The 21,826-nt window shown below is 69.5% G+C and carries 20 protein-coding genes; 10 read left to right on the forward strand and 10 right to left on the reverse strand.

Going from position 1 to position 21,826, the window contains the following annotated elements:
* The first annotated feature begins 242 nt into the window (after nucleotides 1-242).
* A complete protein-coding gene (locus ON40_RS10540; RefSeq protein ID WP_169541849.1) occupies nucleotides 243-599 on the forward strand; it encodes a hypothetical protein in 357 nt (118 codons plus the stop codon).
* On the opposite strand, the gene pknB is transcribed toward ON40_RS10540, so the two are convergent.
* The gene (gene pknB / locus ON40_RS10545; protein ID WP_040821425.1) at nucleotides 574-2,508 is read right to left on the reverse strand and encodes a Stk1 family PASTA domain-containing Ser/Thr kinase; all 1,935 of its coding nucleotides are present in this window, start codon (nucleotides 2,506-2,508) and stop codon (nucleotides 574-576) included. The two genes, ON40_RS10540 and pknB, sit on opposite strands and share 26 nt — an antisense overlap.
* A gap of 115 nt (nucleotides 2,509-2,623) precedes the next feature.
* Here pknB and ON40_RS10550 point away from each other — a divergent pair, with 115 nt between their 5' ends.
* Nucleotides 2,624-2,992: an Rv2175c family DNA-binding protein gene (locus ON40_RS10550; RefSeq protein WP_040821114.1), complete on the forward strand. Its 369-nt coding sequence runs from the start codon at nucleotides 2,624-2,626 to the stop codon at nucleotides 2,990-2,992.
* 208 nt (nucleotides 2,993-3,200) lie between these two features.
* Here the strand turns inward: ON40_RS10550 and ON40_RS10560 are convergent, their stop codons facing one another.
* The 4 genes from ON40_RS10560 to ON40_RS10575 form a co-directional block, all read right to left on the reverse strand.
* On the reverse strand, nucleotides 3,201-4,145 hold the full coding sequence (locus ON40_RS10560; protein WP_051192949.1) for a phytoene/squalene synthase family protein: 945 nt from the start codon (nucleotides 4,143-4,145) through the stop codon (nucleotides 3,201-3,203).
* A complete protein-coding gene (locus ON40_RS10565) occupies nucleotides 4,142-5,803 on the reverse strand; it encodes an alpha-(1->6)-mannopyranosyltransferase A (protein ID WP_083895557.1) in 1,662 nt (553 codons plus the stop codon). Before ON40_RS10565 ends, ON40_RS10560 begins: the two co-directional genes overlap by 4 nt.
* 130 nt (nucleotides 5,804-5,933) lie before the next feature.
* A complete protein-coding gene (gene crtI / locus ON40_RS10570; protein ID WP_040821118.1) occupies nucleotides 5,934-7,526 on the reverse strand; it encodes a phytoene desaturase family protein in 1,593 nt (530 codons plus the stop codon).
* Nucleotides 7,523-8,686 carry a polyprenyl synthetase family protein gene (locus ON40_RS10575; RefSeq protein ID WP_083895558.1) on the reverse strand — a complete coding sequence of 388 codons (1,164 nt, stop codon included), beginning with the start codon at nucleotides 8,684-8,686 and terminating at the stop codon, nucleotides 7,523-7,525. Before ON40_RS10575 ends, crtI begins: the two co-directional genes overlap by 4 nt.
* Before the next feature lie 109 nt (nucleotides 8,687-8,795).
* Between ON40_RS10575 and ON40_RS10580 the strand changes: the two genes are divergently transcribed.
* Both ON40_RS10580 and ON40_RS10585 read left to right on the forward strand, forming a co-directional pair.
* Nucleotides 8,796-9,791 carry a methylenetetrahydrofolate reductase gene (locus ON40_RS10580; RefSeq protein ID WP_083895559.1) on the forward strand — a complete coding sequence of 332 codons (996 nt, stop codon included), beginning with the start codon at nucleotides 8,796-8,798 and terminating at the stop codon, nucleotides 9,789-9,791.
* 102 nt (nucleotides 9,792-9,893) lie between these two features.
* A complete protein-coding gene (locus ON40_RS10585; RefSeq protein WP_040821122.1) occupies nucleotides 9,894-10,616 on the forward strand; it encodes a hypothetical protein in 723 nt (240 codons plus the stop codon).
* Between the two features lie 83 nt (nucleotides 10,617-10,699).
* Here the strand turns inward: ON40_RS10585 and ON40_RS10590 are convergent, their stop codons facing one another.
* Genes ON40_RS10590 through ON40_RS10610 form a run of 5 tightly spaced genes read right to left on the reverse strand, consistent with a single transcriptional unit; the run spans nucleotide 10,700 to nucleotide 15,732 of the window.
* Nucleotides 10,700-11,881 carry a glycosyltransferase family 2 protein gene (locus tag ON40_RS10590; RefSeq protein ID WP_040821124.1) on the reverse strand — a complete coding sequence of 394 codons (1,182 nt, stop codon included), beginning with the start codon at nucleotides 11,879-11,881 and terminating at the stop codon, nucleotides 10,700-10,702.
* Between the two features lie 55 nt (nucleotides 11,882-11,936).
* Nucleotides 11,937-12,674 carry an LppM family (lipo)protein gene (locus ON40_RS10595; protein ID WP_051192950.1) on the reverse strand — a complete coding sequence of 246 codons (738 nt, stop codon included), beginning with the start codon at nucleotides 12,672-12,674 and terminating at the stop codon, nucleotides 11,937-11,939.
* Nucleotides 12,675-12,701: 27 nt separating this feature from the next.
* Nucleotides 12,702-13,523: a carotenoid biosynthesis protein gene (locus ON40_RS10600; protein WP_373281888.1), complete on the reverse strand. Its 822-nt coding sequence runs from the start codon at nucleotides 13,521-13,523 to the stop codon at nucleotides 12,702-12,704.
* A complete protein-coding gene (locus tag ON40_RS10605; protein ID WP_040821126.1) occupies nucleotides 13,517-15,079 on the reverse strand; it encodes a phytoene desaturase family protein in 1,563 nt (520 codons plus the stop codon). The genes ON40_RS10600 and ON40_RS10605 overlap by 7 nt, the downstream gene beginning before the upstream one ends.
* The gene (locus tag ON40_RS10610; RefSeq protein ID WP_051192951.1) at nucleotides 15,076-15,732 is read right to left on the reverse strand and encodes a GNAT family N-acetyltransferase; all 657 of its coding nucleotides are present in this window, start codon (nucleotides 15,730-15,732) and stop codon (nucleotides 15,076-15,078) included. Before ON40_RS10610 ends, ON40_RS10605 begins: the two co-directional genes overlap by 4 nt.
* A 176-nt stretch (nucleotides 15,733-15,908) precedes the next feature.
* Between ON40_RS10610 and ON40_RS10615 the strand changes: the two genes are divergently transcribed.
* The 6 genes from ON40_RS10615 (at nucleotide 15,909) to ON40_RS10640 (ending at nucleotide 21,715) form a co-directional block, all read left to right on the forward strand.
* A complete protein-coding gene (locus ON40_RS10615) occupies nucleotides 15,909-16,340 on the forward strand; it encodes an SAV_6107 family HEPN domain-containing protein (RefSeq protein WP_051192952.1) in 432 nt (143 codons plus the stop codon).
* Nucleotides 16,341-16,463: 123 nt separating this feature from the next.
* Nucleotides 16,464-16,886 carry an SCO2097 family morphological protein gene (locus tag ON40_RS10620; RefSeq protein WP_040821441.1) on the forward strand — a complete coding sequence of 141 codons (423 nt, stop codon included), beginning with the start codon at nucleotides 16,464-16,466 and terminating at the stop codon, nucleotides 16,884-16,886.
* A gap of 442 nt (nucleotides 16,887-17,328) precedes the next feature.
* Nucleotides 17,329-17,760, forward strand: coding sequence for a division/cell wall cluster transcriptional repressor MraZ (mraZ, locus tag ON40_RS10625; protein ID WP_040821130.1), 432 nt, complete (start codon nucleotides 17,329-17,331; stop codon nucleotides 17,758-17,760).
* A 163-nt stretch (nucleotides 17,761-17,923) separates the two neighbouring features.
* Nucleotides 17,924-18,907: a 16S rRNA (cytosine(1402)-N(4))-methyltransferase RsmH gene (rsmH, locus tag ON40_RS10630; protein WP_040821132.1), complete on the forward strand. Its 984-nt coding sequence runs from the start codon at nucleotides 17,924-17,926 to the stop codon at nucleotides 18,905-18,907.
* A gap of 37 nt (nucleotides 18,908-18,944) precedes the next feature.
* On the forward strand, nucleotides 18,945-19,811 hold the full coding sequence (ftsL, locus tag ON40_RS48060) for a cell division protein FtsL (protein WP_051192953.1): 867 nt from the start codon (nucleotides 18,945-18,947) through the stop codon (nucleotides 19,809-19,811).
* Nucleotides 19,812-19,912: 101 nt separating this feature from the next.
* Entirely contained in the window at nucleotides 19,913-21,715 is a 1,803-nt protein-coding gene (locus ON40_RS10640) for a peptidoglycan D,D-transpeptidase FtsI family protein (RefSeq protein WP_157186263.1), read from the forward strand.
* Nucleotides 21,716-21,826: the final 111 nt, after the last annotated feature.

Genomic DNA, 21,826 nt, shown 5'->3' on the forward strand with positions numbered 1-21,826 from the left:
CTGGTCACATCGGCGTCACATTCGGTCTGATTCACTGATTTTGTTGTGCCCCTGAGTTTTTCGTTGTCCCGATGAGTTGTGGGCACAGTCACAGCCCACTGACATTTGCTGAACTGTTGCTGGATGGGGATTGGTGCGTTAGGTTTTCCGTATTGGTTCGTCGCCTCGGCGACAAAAAGCGGGAAATGCAGTGGGAGGACCCGATGCGCGCAATGCCGGTAGCTGGTGAATTGCTTTCAGGAATGGGTCGACGCTATGCCGTGCGTCGGCGGGCCCAGCTTCCGACCAGTGTGGGAAAACGATCGGTTCCGGCCACGACCGAACTGGTCACCCACGAGACGATCATCGACGGACTCACCGTCTCGGTGGTCATCGAACGACCGGAGATCGACCACGGCGGCGGCATCTGGCGGTGCCGGATCCGGGTGGCGCGCGGCGACACGCGGCGCGAACAGTCCCAGGTCGTCGGAATCAGCTCGCAGGAGGTGCTCGGGCAGGCCATCGATCTGGCGGCCGGCCGGCTCGGCATCAGCCGCTCGGACCTGCTGGCCGGTGCGAGCGTCGGCGCGCCGATCAGAACGGCAGAACAGTCAAGGTGATCGTGCTGCCCGGCGCCACATTGGTTCCGCCGAACGGCGTCTGCACGCGGACCGTGCCGCGATCGGTGCTGAACACCTGATTCAGCACGACCTTGAAGCCCAGATTCTCCAATTCCGTGCGGGCCTGGCTCGCACTCTTGCCCACCACGTCGGGCACCTGCACCGAATTCGACACGATCAGCGTCACCGAACTGCCCGACAGCGCAGTGGTCCCCGCGGCCGGATCGGTGCCGATCACCTGATCGGCCTTCACCCGCGCATCGAACTGGGTCCTGGTGTCCTGCACGGTGATTCCCACGCTCTGCAGCGCCGCCTTGGCCTCGTCGACACTCTTGCCGCTCACATCGGGCAGGGTGACCTGAACGGATCCCTTGCTGCGGAACACCTTCACTTCGGCGCCCGAGGGCAGCACCGTACCCGGTGCCGGATCCAATTGCGCCACGGAACCTTTCGGCGCGGTACTGGCGATCTCGCCGCTGTCCACCGGGGTCAGGCCCTGATCGCGGATGGACTGTTCGACCGACTGCACATCCTCGCCGGAGTTGAACCGCGGCACCTGCGGCTTGCCGCTGGACACCAGGATCGCGACCGTCGACCCCTTCACCACCCGCGCCCCCGCGGACGGATCCGTGCCGACCACACCGCCGACCGGGATGGTGTCCGAGGCCTTGTTGCGTTGCGTGGTCGAGAATCCGGCCTGCTGTAGCGCGGTGGTCGCGGCGGCGGTGTCCATACCCGCGATCGCCGGGACCGCCGAATAGCGCTCGACCCCCAGGTACCAGCCGCCGACGCCGAGTATCAGGGCCAGCGCCACCACGATCGCCGCCCAGATCAGCACCCGCCGCCGGGACCGGTTGCGGTCGTCGTCGTATTCGGGATAGTAGGGCTCGCGCGGTTCGGGCGGTGCGACGTAGCCCGTCGGCTCGGCCCGCGAATGCGAGGTGGTCAGCACGCGGGTGTGCGGGGAGGCGGCCGGTCCGGCGGCGAGCCGGGTGGTTGCCGGTTCGACGGGGGCCGGACGCTGCGGGGTGACCGCGCGATAGTGGGCGGACTGGTGCTCGGCCGATTCGCGCGGTGCGGGAACCCGGTAGGCGGGCAGATCCAGCTCCCGCACGATGCCGCGCAGCTCCGCGGCCATCTCGGTGGCGTCGGCGAATCGGTGGGCCGGCTCGCGGGCGGTGGCCCGTGCGACCAGCTCGTCGAACTCCGCCGGCACGCCCTCGATGAACCGGCTCGGATTCGGGACGTCCTTCTCCACCCGCTGATAGGCGATCGACAGCGAGGTATCACCGGTGAACGGCGTTCTGCCGGTGAGCATCTCGAAGATCAGGACGCCGAAGGAGTACACGTCGCTGCGGGCGTCGGCGTTGCCGTTGGCGACCTGTTCGGGGGACAGGTACGCCGCGGTGCCCAGGATGACGCTCGAGGAGGTCATATTCGATCCCGCCACCGCGCGCACCAGGCCGAAGTCGGCGATCTTGACCTCACCGGCGTCGGATATCAGGACGTTCTCGGGTTTCACGTCGCGATGCACCAGCCCCGCGCGATGCGCCACCCCGATCGCCGCCAGCACCGGCTCGGCGACCGCGGCCACCGCGTGCGGGGGCATCGGGCCGCGCTCGCGCAGGAGTTCGCGCAGCGTGCCGCCCTCGACCAATTCCATGATCAGGAACGGATGTTCACCGTCGACGCCCTGGTCGTACACCGCGACCAGGGAAGGGTGTTTGAGTTTGGCCACCGCGCGCGCCTCGAACTCGAAGCGGCTCAGGAACTGCGGGTCCCCGGCGAACTTCGGATCCATCACCTTGATCGCGACCGGTCGGTCCAGGCGCGTGTCCACCCCACGGAACACCATCGACATGCCACCCCGGGCGATCGGCGCATCGATGCGGTAGCGCCCGTCCAGCATCTGGCCGATCAACTGCTGTCCTCCGCCTTTCACAAAGCTCTCACCTCTCGCTGTGCCACCCCGATGGCGGCACCACCGATCGTATAGGCGAGAACCGCAGACTACCGTTGTCGGCGTGAGCGCATTTCCATGCAGCGACGACGTGCTGCCGGAGTCCGTGCCCCTGCTCGCTCTGCCCGACGTGGCCGAGCAACTGGGCATGGCCGTGACCAGAGTGCATCAGATGCTGCGAGATCATCAGATCATCGCGGTCCGCCGCGACGGCATCCCGGGTATCCCCGAGGACTTCTTCGACTCCGACGGAGAGATCGCCAAGCACCTGACCGGCCTGATCACCGTCATGCGTGATGCGAAATACACCGACGAGGAGATCCTGGAGTGGATCTACCTCGACGACGAATCCCTCCCCGGCCGCCCCATCGACGCCCTCCACGGCCCCCTGGCCCGGGAAGTCATCCGCCGAGCCGCAGCCGACCCCTTCTGAGCTGTGTCTTCGGCCTCCGCTTCGCTCCGGCGGTTCGCGGCCCCCTTGAGTCTCGCCGCTCGGCCCCGTGTCGGGTACTCGTTCCTCGCACCCGCCACGCGTCCGAGCGGCGAGACGGGCCGCGAACAGGAGTTGGCGTTGTCCAAGGTGATGGAACAAGGTGTGCGGGGTCACGCCTCGCTCGGGGGGGTCGGCGCGTCGAGCGCGATCAGCGACTGGTGATCGCGGCGGGGAGGTGTCGTGCCGCGACGCGCAGGCGGCGGTGGCGGGGCACCACCGCGCGACGGGCGAAGACCTCGTAGTCGGCGTGCTCCACCTCGTCCAGGATTCCCGCGTACAGCACCGCGGCGGTGCGGATGGCCGGGCGGACGCGGGGATGGAGCAGGTCGATGCCCGGGTCGGCGGTGCGGTACAGGGCTCGGTTGGTGGCGATCAGGTGGGCCAGGGCGCGGCGTAGGCGGCGGTCGGTGTGGCCGGTGCGGCGGCAGTGCCGCAGGAGGTCCTCGTCGACGCCGAACGCGGCCAGTTCGGTGGACGGGAGGTAGATCCGGTCGCGGTCGAGATCCTCACCGACGTCGCGCAGGAAGTTGGTCAGCTGGAATGCCTCGCCCAGCGCGGCCGCGGCCGGTTCGGCCTCGGCCACCGGCACGACCGTGCCCAGGACCGGCAGTAACTGCAGGCCGATCGCGGCCGCGGAACCTCGCATGTAGTCGCGTAATTCGGCCATCGTGCGGTATCTGTTCCGGAATTGCGCACTGCCGGGCACATCCATCCGCATGGCCGCGAGGAAGACCCGGAAGTGCTGCGGCGCAATGTGATAGCGGGTGATCGTATCGGCGACGGCCGCGAGCACCGGATCCGGATCCAGCGGGCAGCGGTCGTCGAGCCGGGCGCGCAACTGCTCCTCGATCCGGTCCAGCCGGTCCACCGCCGTAGCGGAATCGGTTGTGTCCGCGACGGTCTCGCGATCGACGATATCGTCCACCGTCCGGGCGAACGCGTACAGCGCGTGCACGGCCGGACGCCGTTCGGCGGACAGCAGCCGGGTCGCCAGGAAATACGTGCGGCCGTGTGCGGCGGCGATACCCCGGCAGTGCTGGTAGGCGTCGGACAGCTCCCCGCTCGTGACCCGCGCGGCGGCGACCGTCGTCATCGCGGTGGCGAGATGCTGCCGGTGGGTTTACCGGAGCCTGCGCGCAGCCGCAGCGGATCGACCGTGCGCAACGACAATGCCGCCACCACCGCGGCGAACGTTGCCGCCGCGACGTACCAGAAGTTGTACAGCCCGATGGCCCCACCGGGTTCGAACACCAACATCAACCACGTGCACAGCCCGACCAGCACCATGAGCGTCATCGTCGACATCGCGAATCCCGCGGCCAGCGCCAGCGGCCACGAGTAGTACCAGGGCAGCGCCGCCGGGGACAGCACGACGATCGCGACGAAGGCGATCAGGATGCCCAGCACGGCCTGGCGTTCGGTGAGTTTGAACCGCCACCACGTCCAGGCCAGCGCCAACACCAGCGCGACGGCGCAGATCGACCTGGTCCAGAACAGCACCGGCTCGAGCGCCCAGGGCGTGAACCAGGTGACGATGTGCGCCATGATCGTCGGCAGCGACAGCCAGTTGATGATCTTCTTCGAACCGGACAGCGCGGTCAGCCAGCCGATGCCCACCCCGGCCGCGGCCGAGGCGGCGACGAACACCACCGCGAACACCGAAACACCCAGTCCGCCGATCTTCGCGAACGTCCAGATCGGATGCGGTAGCGGGCCCTCGTTCTTCGCCGCCCGGCGTTCACGTTCGTGAATCATCCAGATCCACACCAGGAACGGCAATGCCACGCCCGCGGTCGCCTTGATCGCCACCCCGATCGCGACCACCACGATGCCCGCGACGTGATGCCGCTCCAGCACCAGCGCGATACCGGCGGCCATCAACCCGACCATCAGCATCTCGTTGTGCACGCCGCCGATCAGGTGGATCAGCACCAGCGGATTGAGCACCGCCAGCCACAGCGCGACGGTCGGCTTACCACCGAGGTGTTTGGTCAGATGCGGCACCGCCCACATCATCAGGGCCAGACCGGGCAGCATCACCAGCCGCATGGCCCAGGTCCCGGCCACGACGTTGTCGCCGGTGATGGTGGTGATCCACTTGCCCAGCAGCAGGAAGATCGGGCCGTAGGGCGCGGTGGTGGTGGTCCACACCGGGCTCACGTTGTCCAGCAGGACGCCCGGATTGGCCACCGGGCCCACCTTGTACGGATCGAATCCGTCCCGCAGCAGCGCGCCCTGGGCCAGGTAGGAGTAGACGTCCTGGCTGAACATCGGCACCGCGAACAGCAGCGGGAAGATCCAGATACCCACGATCGCGCGCAGCTCGTTGAGCGTCACCGGGCTGTCCGGGTCGGTGCCGTTGCGCAGACCGGAGATCAGCCGAACTCCGCCGCCGAGGCCGATCGTGATGCGGCCCAACCGGACCCACGCCACGATCATCGACAGCACGCCCAGCCACACGACGATCGTCGCCAGCGTGTACCCGTGACCGAAGCGCAGCCAGGACAGATGCGCGGATTCCAACAGCGGATCGTTGCGGCGCACCGCACCCGCGCCGAGGCCGCCGAGGGTGATCATCAGCGAACCCCAGAAACCCAGGAACGCGGCATGCCCCTCCGGGCTGCGCAGGAATTCACCGGCGAAGCGCAGCCACCAGCGCAGGGTGTGCGGTCTCGCCGCGGCCTCGGTCTCCGGGGCTGCGGTGGTGGCGATGGGTTCCGCGGTGGCGGTCGATGGTTCGGGGGTCGGCATAGGTCGTCGTTCCCCCCGGGAATCACGTGCGGTCGGAACCGCGGTCAGTAGGTCGCGGGCCAGTTTAATAGTCCTGTCGGGAACACTATCGCGCCGGTCGGCACGCATTGTATGTCGGCATGCCGGTAACTCACCCCGCAATGCCCGTCGCGGCGCTCGCCGATCCGGTCCGGTGCGCGCGCTCGGCCGGGAATGGGCCCGCATCCGGTCCGGTGCGACCGGTGATCCGCTGTGCGGCCAGCTTTCCCGACAGCAGCGTGGTCGGCACGCCGACGCCCGGTGTCGTGCCGCAACCGGCCAGGACGACGTTCTCGGCCGAACGCGGCAGGTTCCGGGTGCGGAACGGACCGGTCTGCCGGAACAAATGGGCCGCGGAGAACGGTGTTCCGGCGATCATGCCCTGATCGGCCCAGGTCCGCGGTGTGTCCAGATGGTCGACGGTGAAATGTTCGGCGATGCCGTGATATCCGCGCTGCTCCAGCACGCCCAGCAGCTCGCGCAGGTAGGCCGGGCCCACGCGGGGCCAATCCAGCGGCGCGGCAACCAGATTCGGGCAGGGCGCCAGCAGTGAGAACGGCTCGTGGCGGGTGTCACGCTCGATGAACAGCCCGGGATCGCTGAGCGCGGGCCGGGTCAGCAGCAGCGACGGATCGCTCATCGTCCGGCCCCGGCCGCGTCGCGCGGCGATCTCGGTGAACGTCCGTTCCCAGGCGCGACCGAATTCGATGGTGTGATGCGCCTGCACCGGCCATCGCGCCGCGATCTCGGCCGGAATCGTGCCGTGCGCGACGACCGCCGAGGGTGCGGCGCGCAGCGGCCGCCGACGGGGGATCCCGAACCGGGGCAGCGAGCCCAGATCGGCGGTGAGCACCACCGCATCGCAGTCGTAGGTCCCCGCGGCGGTGCGCACCCGGTGTGCGCGCCCGTCGCGGTAGTCGATTCCGGTCACCTCGACGCCCAGTTCGAGCCGCCCGCCCGCATCGGTGAACGCACCGGCCAGAGCCGCGGTCACCGCGCGCATCCCGCCCTCGGGGAAATACACGCCCAGACAGGTGTCCATGTGCGGGATCGACCCGTACACCCCGAGCGCCTGCGCGGGAGCCATCCCGGCGTACAGGGCCTGGAAGGTGAACAGCCGGGCCAGCCGCTCATCGCGCAGGATCCGCCCGACCCGCGGGCCGAGCCGCCCGAACGCGCCCGCGCGCACCAGTTCGAGCAATGCCGCCCGTTTGCGGCCGATGGTGACCATGTCGAGTGGGGAATCGAAGTTGGTATCCATGAACTCGCCGTAAGCCGCCCCGTAGATCCGGGCCAGCCAGGCTCGCAGCCGCCGATACCGGGCCACCTCGTCCGCCCCGCACGCGCGAGCCACTTCGGCGGCCATCTCGTCCGGATCGGAGAACACCGAGATGACCGATTCGTCGGCGAAACGCGCCTGATAGGCCGGGGCGAGCCGATGGATGCGCAGACCCCGGGACGCGCTGTCGGTCCCGACTGCGGCCAGCGCCTCGTCGATGAGTCCGGGAACAGTGAGAACCGTTGCCCCGGAATCGATCTCGTAATCCGGCCCGCGATACACCCCGACCCGTCCGCCGGGATGATCCGCCCGCTCGAGCACGGTGACCGTGCGCCCCGCGCCGGTGAGATGCAGGGCCGCGGACAACCCGGACAATCCCGCGCCGACCACGATCACGCGGTCGGTGCGTCCGGTGGCGGTCCTCATGCGACGCGTCGGGTGGCGGCCAAGGCCATCGCCTCGAGCCGCCGCTTGGCCTCCGGCGTCGCCGAACATCCGGCCAGCGCCGCCAGACCGCGATCGGTGAGGTCGTCGATCCGGCGTTCCACGTCCTCGACCGCGCCCAGTCCGGTGATGACCTCGCGCAACCTGTCCACCTCGTCCGAGGTCAGATCGGTGCCCAGCCGGTTGCGCAGCAGCGCGGCCGCGGCCGGGTCGGTGGCGTCGGCGCGGCGCAGCGCCTCGGCGATCAGCACGGTGCGCTTGCCCTCGCGCAGATCGTCGCCGGAGGGTTTACCGGTCACCGCGGGATCGCCGAAGACGCCGAGCAGATCGTCCCGCAGCTGGAAGGCCAGGCCGATATCGGTGCCGAAGGTGCGATAGGCCGTGATCAGCGCCGGATCGGCGTCGGCCAGGGCCGCACCCAGATGCAGCGGCCGCTCGATCGTGTAGGAGGCGGTCTTGTACCGGTTGACCCGCATCGCCGACTCCACCGAGTCGTCCTCGCCCGCCTCGCCGTGGATGTCCAGCAGTTGCCCGCCCAGCACCTCGGTGCGCATCGCCGCCCAGACCGGGGTGAACCGGGCGCGCGCGGCCGGGTCGAGCCGAGCCGCGGCGACCATGTCGTCGGCCCACGCCAGGGCCAGATCGCCGATCAGGATGCCGACGCTGATACCGAAATGTCCTGCGTCACCGCCCCATTCGCGGGCGGTGTGGCGACGTTCGAAATCCGCGTGCACGGTCGGGAAGCCGCGCCGGGTGCGCGAGGAATCGATGATGTCGTCGTGGATCAGCGCGCACGCCTGCACCAGTTCCAGCGCCGCGCAGGCATGCAGCACCGCCGTGGCCTGCGGGCCGTCCGGATCACCGCCCGCACCCAGCCAGCCCGTCCAGGCGAAGGACGGACGGGTGCGTTTGCCGCCGCGCAGCACGAAGTCCTGCAGCGCCTCGCTCGCATCGATGAAGACCGGGCCCAGCTGGGCGACGATCTCGCGACGCGTGGCGAAGAACCGATTCAGCGCCTCGGCGACGGCGCCGACCAGCCCGGCCGCATCCGCTGCCGGACCCGGACGTGTCGAGGTATCGGCCGACAACGGAACCTCCCAGGTGACTTGCCGCGACAGCACCGATGAAAAACGCTGACGCATATGGTTCGGACGCGTGGGCGTCCCTGGATTGGAACGATACTGCGTCCGCTTCCGCCCCGGTCGCGGCGGACGGTCCCGTCGGGCCGGGGTGTCCCACTAGACTGGTCCGGTGAGTTTCGACAACGTACGGGGACGCTCGACCGCAGGCCGACCCCGCCCGCCGCAGGTTTCCGGAACTCCGTCCGTCGTGGGCCGGCTGGGGCCGCGTCCCGACGGCAGCATTCCGTTCTCCGTGGAGTTCAACCCGCCGCGCGATTCGGCCGCGGAGGCTCGACTGTGGCGTGCGGCACGTGAATTCGAACGCATGCATCCCGCCTTCGTCTCGATGACCTACGGCGCGGGCGGCTCCACCCGCGACCGCACCGCGCGGGTCACCGGGGAGCTGGCACAGGAGACGACACTGCTCACGGTCGCCCATCTGACCGCCGTCGCGCACAGCGTCGCCGAGCTGCGCTCGATCGTTGGCGTGTACGCCGACGCCGGGATCCGCAATCTTCTGGTGCTGCGCGGCGACCCGCCCGGTGATCCGCTGGGGGAGTGGCAACGGCATCCCGAGGGCGTCGAATACGCCGAGGAACTCGTGCGGATGGTGCGCGATCTGGGCGACTTCCACGTCGGGGTGGCCTCCTTCCCGCAGGGCCATCACCGATCGCCGGACCTGGACCACGACACCCGCTACCTGTGCGCGAAACTCCGTGCGGGCGCGGAATATTCGATCACCCAGATGTTCTTCGACGTGGACCACTATCTACGTCTGCGGGAGCGGGTGAGCGCGTGCGATCCGGTACAGGGCGACAAGCCGATCATCCCGGAGTTGATGCCGATCACCTCGTTGCGGACCGTGCAGCGCGCCGAGGAACTCTCCGGTCGTCCCGTGCCGCCCGCGCTCATGGCCCGGTTGGAGCGGGCCGCGGGCAACGATCCCGAGGCCAATCGCGACGCGGTGCGCGAGGTCGGTATCGAGATCGCCACCGAGATCGGTCAGCGGTTGATTGCCGAAGGTGCGCCGTGCCTGCATTTCATCACGCTGAACTTTGCCAAGGCCACCACCGAGGTGCTCACCAATCTCGGATACACCGTGGCCCCGACGCCGGTCGAAGCCTAGTCGGCGTTTCGCGGCCGGATTAGCGGTTGATGTGCTGATCCGGCGCGTACGATCACGCGCACCCGTGAGGACCCGGGATCCGTGACGACTAGGAGAGTGCCGATGGCCGTATTGCGCAATCTCGTCCGCGTCGCCGGTGCGGTGGGTGTGTCCACCGCGCTGGCCTGCACCGGTTTCACCCCCGCGTCGGCGGCGCCGCCGGGCCCGTCCGCGGCTGCCGCCGCGTCGGCGGTGACCACTGCCTGGCACGGCGTCATCGCGCAGACCGATGCGCTGAGCGCCTATCACCGGGCGATCGAGGGATTGCAGCAGTTCGGGATGAATCCGTTCCTGTACCCCTCGGCCTCGGCGTTCTGCGCGAACGGCAGCACGCTGGGCCTGGTCCCGGCGATCGCCGGCGCGGTGCCCGGCCCGTGGCCGAAGACCACGGTGAGCATGCCCGGTGTGGATCTGTCCGCCGTCAAGGCCGGGCACACGATGTTCGCCTTCGTGCCCTACGGCCTCGGCCCCGACAGCACCGACACCTCCGGGATGCAGGTGGCCTGGTTCAACGCCAACACCGGGCAGAGCGGCCTGACCCCGATGGGATCGGTGGCCGATGTGGCCGCATCCATGGTCCCGCCGCAGGTGGCACCGGCGATGCGCCCGCTCGCCCAGCAGGCCATCGAGAACTTCCTCGGCACCGCACTGCCGTCGGGCGGAGTGCGCGCGGTCCCGGTCGACACCGGTTCGGGAACCGTCCTGGCCGCGGTCTTCGGCACCGTGCACAACGGCGACCGGACCTGCCTGTTCCTACCCACCGTCGGCGTCACCCGAGTCGCCTGAGCCGATTCGCCGAGCCCGCCCGAATGTCGAATCAGCCGGGCGGGCAACCCGATCCGAGCCGCAGTCGATCGGATCCGCCGAGATCAGCCGACGCGTTCGGCGACCGCGCGGCCCTTCCAGGTGAGGGCTCCCGATCGGTGCAGTCGATGTGACCGGATGGACAGGCGCAGGTACGCCGCCACCGAGAGCGGGTGGGCCAGTGCCGCCCAGGCGTCCGAGGGGGCCAGCGTCCCACCGGATTCCAGGGAGCGGGCGGCCAGGCGGCTCGCGACGGCGCAGGCGTAGCCGAACAGCCCGACGCGACGGGTCACGCCCCGGCCGAACAGCGCTGCCAGGGGCGGGACCCAGTAGGCCAGCACCGCCGTCGCGCCGACCGCGGCACTGCCTGCCGCGGAGCCGTACGCCGACCACAGCCACCGGGTGTATCCGGTGTCGAGTTCGGTTGCGCCCCGGTACATCCGGGTGTTCGCGATGCGGCCCGCGGAGACCAGGACGGTGCGTCGCCCGGTGCGCCGCACCGCTCGCGCCAGCGCGAGATCCTCGGTGACGTGCGTGGCCACCGCGGCATGGCCGCCCGCCGCGCGGTAGGCGGCCGCGTCGAAGGCCAGGAACTGCCCGCAGGACACCGCGGTGGCCGGGCGCAGACTACGCCCGGCCAGGCGTACCGGCAGCGTCGCGGCCCACGACCAGCACAGCAGCGGCTGGACCAGCGTCTCGGCGAACGACCCGGCCAGCTGACGCGGCCACGGCGACACCAATCCCGCACCGGTGCGGCGCAATTCGCCGACCGCGGCGGCGATCGCACCCGCGCCGATCCGGACGTCGGCATCGAGGAAGATCAGCGCTCCCGCAGGTGGTTCATCGGAATCCGCACTGGTCCAGGCGATCTCGGCCAGCCGGGCGCAGGCGGAGGATTTTCCCGTCCAACCGGGCCGCGGCTCGCTCTGCGCGGTGACGATGGTGAAACGCTCGTCGTCCCCGGCCGCCGCGACCGCCGCGGCATAGGTGCCGTCCCCGGACCCGTCGTCCATGATCAGCACCCGCATCCGCGAAACTCCGTGCTGGCCACGCAGATCAGCGATCAGGCCCGGCAGCCGCACTGCCTCGTCCCGAGCCGGGACGCAGACGGTCACCGGTTCGATCACCGGCGGACCCACCACTCCGAGCCGTCGCACGGTGAGCCGGTTCAGCACCGTCAGGACACAGCCCGCCGCCGACACGGCCGTCCCGGCGACCACCGCTCGTCTCACCAGAGTGCTTCTCATACGCTTCCGTTCTCGCGGGTTTCCGCGGTCGCTCCGCCCGATCGTCGCCGGCGGGTCAGACCTTCTCCCGTGTGCGCGGCTCGCGCAGCCGGGAGACGTAGTTCGGGGTCGGATTCCGGCTCAGGTACGCGATGACGGCGACCAGCGCGGCGACGGCGAGGGTGATACCGCCGACGATCCCGGCCCACCCGGCGAACGAGCGGGTGTTCGGATCGGCGTAGCTGGCCTCGGCGTGCACCGTGCTCTCATCGCCGGCGGGCAGCTTCCAGGACACCACCGAATCGCCGTCGCGGGTGCCGTTGGTGGTGGCCACCCGGGCCGGGAACGCGATGGTGAACTGGATGTCCGACCCCTGCGGCGGCACCGACTTCAGGTCCACGCGGCCGTTGAGCGTGACCAGATCGCCGGTCCGGACGAACTGCAGGGTGAACATGCCCTGCGTCTGATCGGACAGACCGCCGAGCTCGCCGATCTCACCGAAGGTCAGATCGTCGAAATACACCTGACTGCCCACGTAGCCGTCCTGGCTGTACGACTCGACGCGGACCTTGCCGGCCAGCGGACCGGGCACCTTCAGTTGCGGTCCCTTGTCCTTGTCGTTGGCCGGGACCACCGCGACGACGATATGGCCGGACACGCGGTCGTTGGAGGACACGCCCATCGAGACCTGGACCCGCAGGCAGCCGGCCAGCAACGGCAGCAGCATGGCCAGCAGTAATACCGCCGACCAGGCGCGACGGCGCGTCGGGGGCTTCGTGCCGCGGCGCGGGGGTGCGCTCGTGACGTCGGGCATCGGTGGTGTCGGACTCGGCTGCACGGGTCACATCGTGCCATGGCCCGCCGAGCGGACCGGCATGCGACGGGCCGAGGTGTACAGCAGCGGAATGCCGAGCAGGCCGAGTCCGAGGAATCCGTACCCGGCCGAGGCGGGCAGGCCCAGGAAGACCGCGTGGGCGAGGGTGGAGCCCAGCCAGGTCCACAGGAAGACCACGACCGGGACAGCGACCCTGCGGTCCGCCGGGGCGTCGCGGCGGTCCAGCACCTCGAGGAGTGCTGCCATCAGCAGTGCGACGGCGAACCAGCCCAGATAGTTCGTCACCGGGATGTGCGGTGTCCCCGGCAGTCCGGGCAGCGGTGAGCACCAGGACCACCGTCCGGCGGACACCATCTGCGGGTCCAGGAACAGATCCCAGCCGACCGCGCCCAGTGCGGTCAGCGGAATACGTGTCCGGGCCCGGTGTTTTCCCGGCCGACACAGCAGTCCGGCCACGATCCAGACCGGATACACCCCGCCGGTCCAGGCCAGCGGCACGAGCAGCGGCACACCGGCCAGTTCGGGACCCAGCCGGTGCTGTGCGTAGGTGTAGCAGCCGAAGGGGAATCCCGTTGCCACGCCCACGATCTCGGCGGCCAGTCCGAGCCCGGACACGATCAGCAGCAGTCCGGCGGCCCAGCGCGGACCGCGGGTGGCCCAGGCGTGCGTGAGTGCGGCCAGCGCGGACAGCAGAACCACGGCCGCGGTCACCCGGTCCCGCCCGATGCCCGCGGTCAGCGGATAGGTGATCTGGGTGAGGATCAGCAGCACGGCCGTGATCGCGGGCGCCCAGCGCAGCGCGGTGCGGACCGGCCGCGGATTCACCACCGGCGCAACCGCGGACGGCGCAGATCCCGCAGCGCCAGCCGGGCGGCGCTGCGCCCGCTGGCTCCCGAGACGCCCCCGCCGGGATGGGTCGAGGCCCCGGTCAGATAGACCCCGGGTGCGTCCGGCACGCGCTGTCCGGACAGCTCCGGCAGCGGCCGCCAGAAGAACATCTGGTCCAGCGACATCTCCACATGCATGACATTGCCGCCGATCAGGCCGAGCTCGCGCTCCAGATCGGCCGGGGTCTGCACGAACCGGTCCCGCACGGTGTCGGCGAAACCCGGTGCGGCCGCGTCGAGTTCGGCGATGATGCGGTCACCCTCGCGTTCGGCGTGCGCACTCCAGTCGCTCCCGTCGGCCAGGTGCCGCGGGTGCCACTGCGCCCACAGCGAGAGCTGATGCTGTCCGGCCGGGGCGATACTCGGATCGAGTGCGCTGAAGCTCATCGCCAGCACCACCGGCCGCGGCGGCAGCTCCCCGGCCAGCGCCGCACCGTGTGCCAGACGCAGTTGCCGCCGATCGGTGGCGAGCAGTTGCAGTCCGCGGGCCGAGTCGTCGGCCGTCGCACCCGGATAGCGGGGGAGCGCGTTCGCGGCGACCCGCACCACCATCCCGATCCCCGGCCCGACCCGGATGCGCCGGCGCCAGCCGTCGAGCACCCCGGCGTCGAATCCGCCGCGCTGCAGCAGATCCAATGTGGTCAGGATGTGCGTGCCCGCGATCACGGTGCGCGCGAACAGCTCTCGGCCCGAGGTCGTGCGGACCTGCCAGCCCGCACCGTCGTGGCGCAGTTCGGTGACCGCGTCACCACAGGTCAGCACCCCGCCGTCGGAGCGCAGCCGCGCGGCCAGAGCCGTTGTCAGAGCGCCGCTTCCGCCGACCGCGCGACCCGGCGGCAGCGTGTGCATGAGCGCGGCGAATCCGACCATCGGCGCGGTGCCCGGTTCGGACATCGGCGGTCCGGACTGCGCACCGAACCAGGCCAGCGCCGCCTTGAGCCGCTCGTCGTCGAAGAGGCTGTCCAGCAGCGCATCTCCGGATTGCAGGAATTCCCGCGAGAGCGCGCTGCCGCCCGCACGCGCGTCCAGACCCCAGAACGAGCGCAGCAGCCGCCCGGGGCCGGGCGTCCCGGCGAACGCGCGCATCACCCGCTGCGCGCGCGGTCCCCACACCCGCACGAACCGGCGGTACGCGTCCGCGTCGCGGGCGCCGCAGGCCGCCGCGATGGCCGCGCAGGTGCGGTCCAGGTCGCGGTGGAACACGATCGGCGCGAGATCGGTTCCGGGCGGTGCGGGCGCGAAACCCCAGGGATCGCAGTCGATATAGCGCAGCCCGAACCGGTCGAGCCCGAGCTCCTCGATGATCCCGGTGTGCCGGATCATGATGTGCGCCGAGGAGCCGCGATCGACCAGATGTCCCGGGAACCGCTCCACGGTCGAGACCGCGCCGCCGGGGATCTCGTCGCGTTCGAGCACCTCGACCTGCTCGCCCGCCCGCGCCAGATAGCAGGCCGCGACCAGCGCGTTGTGGCCCGAACCGAGGACCAGGACCGTCACGGCCGCGGGCCCGGGGCGGGCGGTTCGGCGATCGGCGGGCCCTGCAACGGCAGCGGACGGCCCAGCACCGCGAAGCGCCGGGTGTCGCCGGAGAAGACGAAATGCCGTACCACGTCGGTGAATCCCTGTCGGCGGTACAGCCGCCAGGCGCGGTTGGCCTCGCGATCCACCTCGGGAGTGGACAGCAGCGTGGCGCGTTCGGGGCGGGCGCGCAGCAGCCGGGTCAGCAGCGTCTCGCCCAGGCCGTGGCCCTGCGCGCTGGGATGCACATGGAGTTCGGTCAGTTCGAAATAGTCCGCGAGCAGATCGCGGGCGGCGTACTCGGCCCAGCCCGAGCGGCGCATTCCGTTGTGCACCTGCTGATGCCACCACTGGTGCGGCGCACCGTGATAGCCGTAGGCGATGCCCACGATGGGCGCGCTGCGCAGGTCGAATCCGCCGGTCTCGTCGGGGACCACGGCGGCCACGGCCTGCCAGCCCTGCCGGGCGGTGTGCTCGGTCCACATCGGCGCGCGGTGGTATTCGGTGCCGCGGGGATAGTCCATCGCCGCGACGTAGACGGCCAGCGCGTCGTGCAGCCGAGAGCGCAGCGCGGCGGCCGAGAGGTCGATGACGACGGGGGCGGGTGCGTGAGGAAGTCTGGCGGCTGTCATATCCGGTCGGCGCGGCTCTCGTTCGGCCCGGGCGCTCGCCGCGAACGCGAGCGCGAAAGTTTGTCGGTGGTCGTCTCTATATTCACACTCATTGAAACGTTCGAATATCTGTTCGGTTCGCGTGGTCGGCGATGCACTGCGCGAATCAGGGTGTACGACGGTAGGGAGGTGCCGTGATGGCAGGTCGGATGGAGCATCCGGGGCGAGCGGGCGGTCTGCTGGGCCGTGCCGACGGGCTGCTGCTGCAGGCCGCGGCCGAGCCCGATTCGCGCGAGCGATTCCGCACCGCATATCTGGCGGCCCTGCGCGGGGCGGGGGCGGTGCTCGCGTTGACCGGGGCCGACCGTGCGCCGCGGGCCCGCTCGCGCAATGCCTGGGTGCTGATGCAGCAGGCCGCACCGGAATTCGTGATGTGGTCGGACTATTTCAGTTCCTTCTCCGAGACCCGCGCGGCCATCGAGGCCGGGCTGGACCGTCCGGTCGATGCGCAGGTGGCCGACGAGTTCGTTTCCCGGGTGGGAGCATTCCTGCACGACGTGGAGGATTCGATCAGCGCAGCGGCCCGGATGCGGCCGATCACCGGCTGGCTGGCCGAGGGCTCGGCGTGAACATCGGCGAGTAGGTGGTACCGCGCTGATCGAACTCGTATCATGGTGGCAGAGAGCCGCCAAGGTCGGCTGTCCGTCGTCTACCCGGAGGCGACCACCACACCTAGTGCCGGGGGAGGTACCGTGCCACTCTCCGAGCACGAGCAGCGCATGCTCGAACAGATCGAGAGCGCGCTCTATGCTGAGGATCCCAAGTTCGCCTCGACCGTCCGAGGCGGGCGTCTTCGTTCTGCTACGGGCAGACGTAGATTCCAGTCGGCCGCACTCTTCGTCCTCGGCCTCTGCCTGCTGATCGCGGGTATCGCCTTGCCCGTCAAGCCCGGCGGCTTCCCCATCATCAGCCTGTTCGGCTTCATCGTGATGTTCGGCGCCGGAGTGCTGCTGCTCCTGGGTAGCTCGGGCGCGTCGGGCGGCGGTCGCCGCGGCGAGGACGCCCAGCAGGGCGGCGGGCCCACGGCCGGCCGTGGCAAACAGCGCAAGCAGGGCGGCGGCTTCTCCGCCCGCATGGAGGATCGGTTCAGGCGCCGGTTCGAACAGGACAACTGACAAGGCCCGGATCCGTTTGACGGATCCGGGTTTTGCGCTGCGCCCTATCAAGGGCGGATAACGCGACACGCCGCACAACGTGCGGCGTGTCTTTCTTTTCCCCGGTTCACGCGACGCCGCGGCCGGATCCCCACCTCGCCCCACACGATTCCCCACCTCGCCCCACCCGCGCTCGCGCCGGTCACGTTTCGTGCAGTTATAGCAGATGCGTTCAGGGGGTTTGCTGGCGGTTTTCGGGTCATGTGCTCAATCGTGCTCGCGTGTCGTGTATCTCGGAAAAATCTCCCCACCGGCCCGATAGCTGGTGTGACCAGCGGAATCCGGTACGCCGGGGGTGAGATCGCTGCGGCTTTCGATTGAAAGTGGGGGAAAGTGGGGTAATGTGGAGCCCGCACGAGCGGAGACCAACCAGACGGGGTGATCACGCGGGAGGTGTCGAGAAGTGTTTCTCGGTACCTACACGCCTCGCCTGGACGACAAAGGGCGACTCACGTTGCCCGCGAAGTTTCGGGACGAACTGGCGGGAGGGTTGATGGTCACGAAAGGGCAGGACCACAGCCTTGCCGTGTATCCGAAGGAGGAGTTCACCGCGCTGGCGCGGCGAGCCGCCGCGGCGTCCCGGAGCAATCCGCAGGCACGGGCTTTCGTCCGGGCCCTGGCGGCGTCCACGGACGAGCAGCGTCCCGATGCCCAGGGGCGCATCACGTTGTCGGTCGAACACCGCCGCTACGCGAGCCTGTCCAAGGACTGCGTGGTGATCGGCTCGGTCGACTTCCTCGAAATTTGGGACAAGCAGGCGTGGGAGTCCTACCTCGCCGAGAACGAGGAGGACTACTCGATGGCCAGAGACGAGTCGCTGGGCGGAATCTTCTAACCCCGCGAGCGAGGCGAGTGTCCTGCGGCCTCTGCCCGACACGGACCCTGACGTACTTCCCCAACGCCAGGTGCCGTGCTTCGGTCAGAGACCCCGGGACATTGGCCGTCCGACCTAGTGAGTTCGATGCGCACAGCGACGCCGCGATAGGGGCGAGGAGGATCTGGAGGTCGAGGTGGATCTTGCCGATCACACACCCCGCCATGTTCCGGTCCTGCTCCGCCGTTCGGACGAAATCCTCGGTCCCGCACTGCAATCCGGCGGTGTCATGGTCGATGCCACACTCGGCCTGGGCGGTCATTCCGAGCACTTCCTGCGTACCTATCCCTCGATCCGGCTCATCGGATTGGATCGCGACACCGAGGCGCTGAGGCTGGCCGCCGCGCGGCTGGCGCCGTTCGAGGATCGAATCACGCTGGTACACACCAGATATGACGGCATCGCCGCGGCACTGCGCGAGGCCGGTCTGGCCGAAACCGATTCCGTGCGAGCGATTCTGATGGATCTGGGCGTGTCCTCGATGCAGTTGGACGAGGCCGACCGCGGTTTCGCCTATTCGGTCGACGCGCCGCTGGACATGCGAATGGATCCGACCACCGGCCCGACCGCCGCCGACGTGCTCAACACCTACAGCCACGGTGAGCTGGCCCGGGTGCTGAAGGTCTACGGGGAGGAACGTTTCGCGGGCCGCATCGCCGGCGAGATCGTCCGGCGGCGGGCGCAGCGACCCTTCACCACCAGCGCCGAGCTGGTGGAACTGCTCTACGCCGCCATCCCGGCCGCGACCCGGCGTACCGGCGGGCATCCGGCCAAACGCACGTTCCAGGCGTTGCGGATCGAGGTCAACCGGGAGCTGGAATCGCTCGAGGCCGCGGTGCCCGCGGCCCTGGACGCGCTCGAGGTCGGTGGCCGCATCGTGGTCATGTCCTATCAATCGCTGGAGGACAAAGTGGTCAAACATGTTCTCGCGGAGCGATCGACCTCGCGCACACCGATGGACCTGCCGGTCGAATTACCCGGTATGGGACCGGAATTCAAGGTGCTGACCCGTGGTGCGGAGAAGGCCACGGCCGCCGAGATCGAGGACAACCCGCGCGCGGCGCCGGTCCGGATGCGCGCGGCGGAACGAATTCAGGCGTCGCGATGAGTTCGGGCGACGTGCGAACGGTAGGGGAGGCGGGACTATGAGCGTGCGGACACGGGTGGACGCACCACGACGTGGCGGGAAGACCACGGAGCGGCGGAACGCGCCGCGCCCGGTGCACGATCCCGAACACGTGACATCGGGTGCGGCCAAGCGGGCGTACGCCCGGCGCCGCAACCGCGTCGGGGGCGGTCCGGTTCTGCCGCCGCTGCCGGGGCGCTCGGTGATGAGCGGCCGAATCCCGTTCGTGGTGGCCATTCTGGTGTTGTTGGGCTGTGGCCTGATGTGCACGCTGCTGCTGACCACGCGGTCGGCCGAGGACAGCTACCAGCTCAGCGACGCGCGCCAGATCAATCAGCAACTCTCCGACGAGCAGGCCGAACTGCAGCGTCAGGTGGCCGCGGCCGATGCCGCGCCGGAACTGGCTACCCGGGCACGTGAGCTGGGCATGATCCCGGCCAAGGATCCCGCGCGCCTGGTCGTCGCGCCGAACGGCGCGGTCACGGTGATCGGTAAGGAGACCGCGCAGCTCGGTCCGCCGGCCCCGCCGCTGAACACCACCCCCGCCTCGCCGACTCCGGCGAATCCGGCTCAGGCACAAGGGGAACGGATCGTCCCGGTGACGGCGCTGCCGAATCAGAATCCGGCCGACGAGAACTCCGCGCACGGTCCGGCGCAGCCGACCGCCGGTCCGGCCCCGTCCGCACCGGCCGCGACCCAGAACCCGGCTCCGGCTCAGAACCCGGCCGCGGCTCCGACGACACCGGCCACCGCGCCCGTGCCCGCGACGGCAGCGCGGCCCGCGCCGACTCCGGCTCCCGCGGCCCGCGTCGATCAGACTGTACCGGTACCGAATCCGGCCGCGCCCGCCGCGACGCCCGTTCCGGCGGCCGGGGGTGGGCAGTGAGCCCGGGTGCATCACGCGGCCTCGGTCGCACCCCCTCGGGCCGTCGCTCCACGCGCGCGGCGCGGCCGCGGCGGACCGCCGGGGCCCGAGGCGGGGCCGGGATGGATTCCTCCTCGCGATTACGGTTCGGCACCGGCCGAATCGTCATGCTGGTGGCCCTGCTGGTCGTCGCACTCCAATTGCTGTGGATCCAAACGGTTTCCGCACCGAAGCTCTCGGCCGAGGCGGCGACGCAGCGCACCGTGCACAAGGTGGACTACGCGCTGCGCGGTTCGATCACCGATCGCAACGGCAAGGCGCTGGCCTTCACCGTCGCCACCCAGTGGCTGACCTTCCAGCCGGTCATCGTGCGCAAGGAACTCGCCGAGGCGCATGCCAAGAGTCCCAAGGCGCCCGACCCGGACACGCGATTGAAGGCCATCGCCAAGGCCATTCACGACAAGATCGGCAAGGACGCTCCCTCGGAGCAGGATCTGCTGAACAACCTGAAAAGCAAGGATTCGTTCGTCTATCTCGTGCGGGACGTCGATCCCCGGATCGCCACCGAGATCACCGACGAATTCCCCGAGGTCGGCAAGGAACGGCACGACAAACCGGTCTATCCCGGCGGTTCGCTGGCCGCCAACATCATCGGCGCGACCGGTTGGGACGGGCACGGGCAGATCGGCCTCGAGTCCGCGCTCGATTCGAGTCTGGCGGGTACCGACGGATCGCACACCTACGATCAGGGTTCGGACGGGGCGATGATCCCGGGCAGTGAACGCAATCGCCATCCCGCGGTGAACGGCACCGACGTGGAGCTCACCCTCGATTCGGATCTGCAGTACTACGTGCAGCAGCAGGTGCAGCAGGCCAAGGACATGTCCGGTGCGAAGGACGCCTCGGTCGTGGTGCTGGACGCGCATACCGCGCAGGTGCTGGCGATGGCCAACGACAACACCTTCGATCCCGCCAAGGGGCCGCAGTTCTGGGGTTCGGCCAATCTGGGCAATCCGGCGGTCACCGACGCCTTCGAGCCGGGTTCGGTGAACAAGATCGTCGACGCCTCCGCGGCCATCGAATACGGCCTGACCACGCCGGACGAGGTGCATCAGGTGCCGGGCAGCATCGAGATGGGTGGAGTCACCGTGCACGATGCCTGGTCGCACGGCGTGATGCCGTATACGACCACCGGAATCTTCGGCAAGTCCTCGAACGTCGGCACCCTGATGCTGGCGCAGAAGATCGGCGAGGACCGCTATGCGGACATGTTGAAGCGGTTCGGGCTCGGTCAGCGCACCGGCGTCGGCCTGCCCGGCGAGAGCGCGGGCCGGATCCCGCCGCGCGATCAGTGGTCCGGTTCCACCTTCGCGAATCTGCCCATCGGACAGGGTCTGTCGATGACGCTGCTGCAGATGACCGGGATGTACCAGGCCATCGCCAACGACGGCGTGCGAATTCCGCCGCGCATCGTGAAGTCCGAGACCGGACCGGACGGCGGCAGAACCCAGGAGAAGCAGCCCGACGGCGTCCGGGTGGTGAGCGCCAAGACCGCGCAGACGCTGCGGCAGATGTTCCAATCCATCGTGCAGAAGGATCCGATGGGCTATCAGCAGGGCACCGGTACTCCCGCGGCGATCGCGGGCTACCAGGTCGCCGGTAAGACCGGCACCGCGCAGCAGATCGATTCCGCCTGCCACTGCTACTCCGAGAGTCGCTACTGGATCACGTTCGCCGGGATGGCGCCGGCGGACAATCCGCGCTACGTCATCGGCATCATGCTGGACGCGCCGGTGCGCAGCTCCGACGGCAGCGGCGGGCAGTCCGCGGCCCCGCTGTTCCACAACATCGCGTCGTGGGCGCTGCAGCGTGACCGGGTGCCGCCCTCGCCCCCGGCGAAAGAGCTTGTGCTGCAGGCGATGTGAACAGCCGGGCGGTGTCGGGTCCGGATCGGCGGGCCAATATCATGCACGGGGACCCACGCAATACCCAGCCGCGTTGCCCGGCTGTGATCCAGCGTCGGTACCCTGACTCGT

Origin of the sequence: Nocardia jiangxiensis NBRC 101359, from assembly GCF_000308615.1 — a bacterium.
In the GTDB taxonomy this organism is placed as follows: Bacteria; Actinomycetota; Actinomycetes; order Mycobacteriales; family Mycobacteriaceae; genus Nocardia; species Nocardia jiangxiensis.

What these genes read in the sequence shown, in the direction of transcription:
- ON40_RS10560 (WP_051192949.1), bottom strand. Translation starts at nt 4,145, where the DNA reads ATGACGACGGTCGCCGCCGCGCGGGTCACGAGCGGGGAGCTGTCCGAC.
- ON40_RS10640 (WP_157186263.1), top strand. Translation starts at nt 19,913, where the DNA reads ATGGATTCCTCCTCGCGATTACGGTTCGGCACCGGCCGAATCGTCATG.
- ON40_RS10565 (WP_083895557.1), bottom strand. Translation starts at nt 5,803, where the DNA reads ATGCCGACCCCCGAACCATCGACCGCCACCGCGGAACCCATCGCCACC.
- pknB (WP_040821425.1), bottom strand. Translation starts at nt 2,508, where the DNA reads ATGCTGGACGGGCGCTACCGCATCGATGCGCCGATCGCCCGGGGTGGC.
- ON40_RS10615 (WP_051192952.1), top strand. Translation starts at nt 15,909, where the DNA reads ATGGCAGGTCGGATGGAGCATCCGGGGCGAGCGGGCGGTCTGCTGGGC.
- ON40_RS10540 (WP_169541849.1), top strand. Translation starts at nt 243, where the DNA reads ATGGGTCGACGCTATGCCGTGCGTCGGCGGGCCCAGCTTCCGACCAGT.
- ON40_RS10595 (WP_051192950.1), bottom strand. Translation starts at nt 12,674, where the DNA reads ATGCCCGACGTCACGAGCGCACCCCCGCGCCGCGGCACGAAGCCCCCG.
- crtI (WP_040821118.1), bottom strand. Translation starts at nt 7,526, where the DNA reads ATGAGGACCGCCACCGGACGCACCGACCGCGTGATCGTGGTCGGCGCG.
- ftsL (WP_051192953.1), top strand. Translation starts at nt 18,945, where the DNA reads ATGAGCGTGCGGACACGGGTGGACGCACCACGACGTGGCGGGAAGACC.
- ON40_RS10575 (WP_083895558.1), bottom strand. Translation starts at nt 8,686, where the DNA reads ATGCGTCAGCGTTTTTCATCGGTGCTGTCGCGGCAAGTCACCTGGGAG.
- ON40_RS10610 (WP_051192951.1), bottom strand. Translation starts at nt 15,732, where the DNA reads ATGACAGCCGCCAGACTTCCTCACGCACCCGCCCCCGTCGTCATCGAC.
- ON40_RS10590 (WP_040821124.1), bottom strand. Translation starts at nt 11,881, where the DNA reads ATGAGAAGCACTCTGGTGAGACGAGCGGTGGTCGCCGGGACGGCCGTG.
- ON40_RS10585 (WP_040821122.1), top strand. Translation starts at nt 9,894, where the DNA reads ATGGCCGTATTGCGCAATCTCGTCCGCGTCGCCGGTGCGGTGGGTGTG.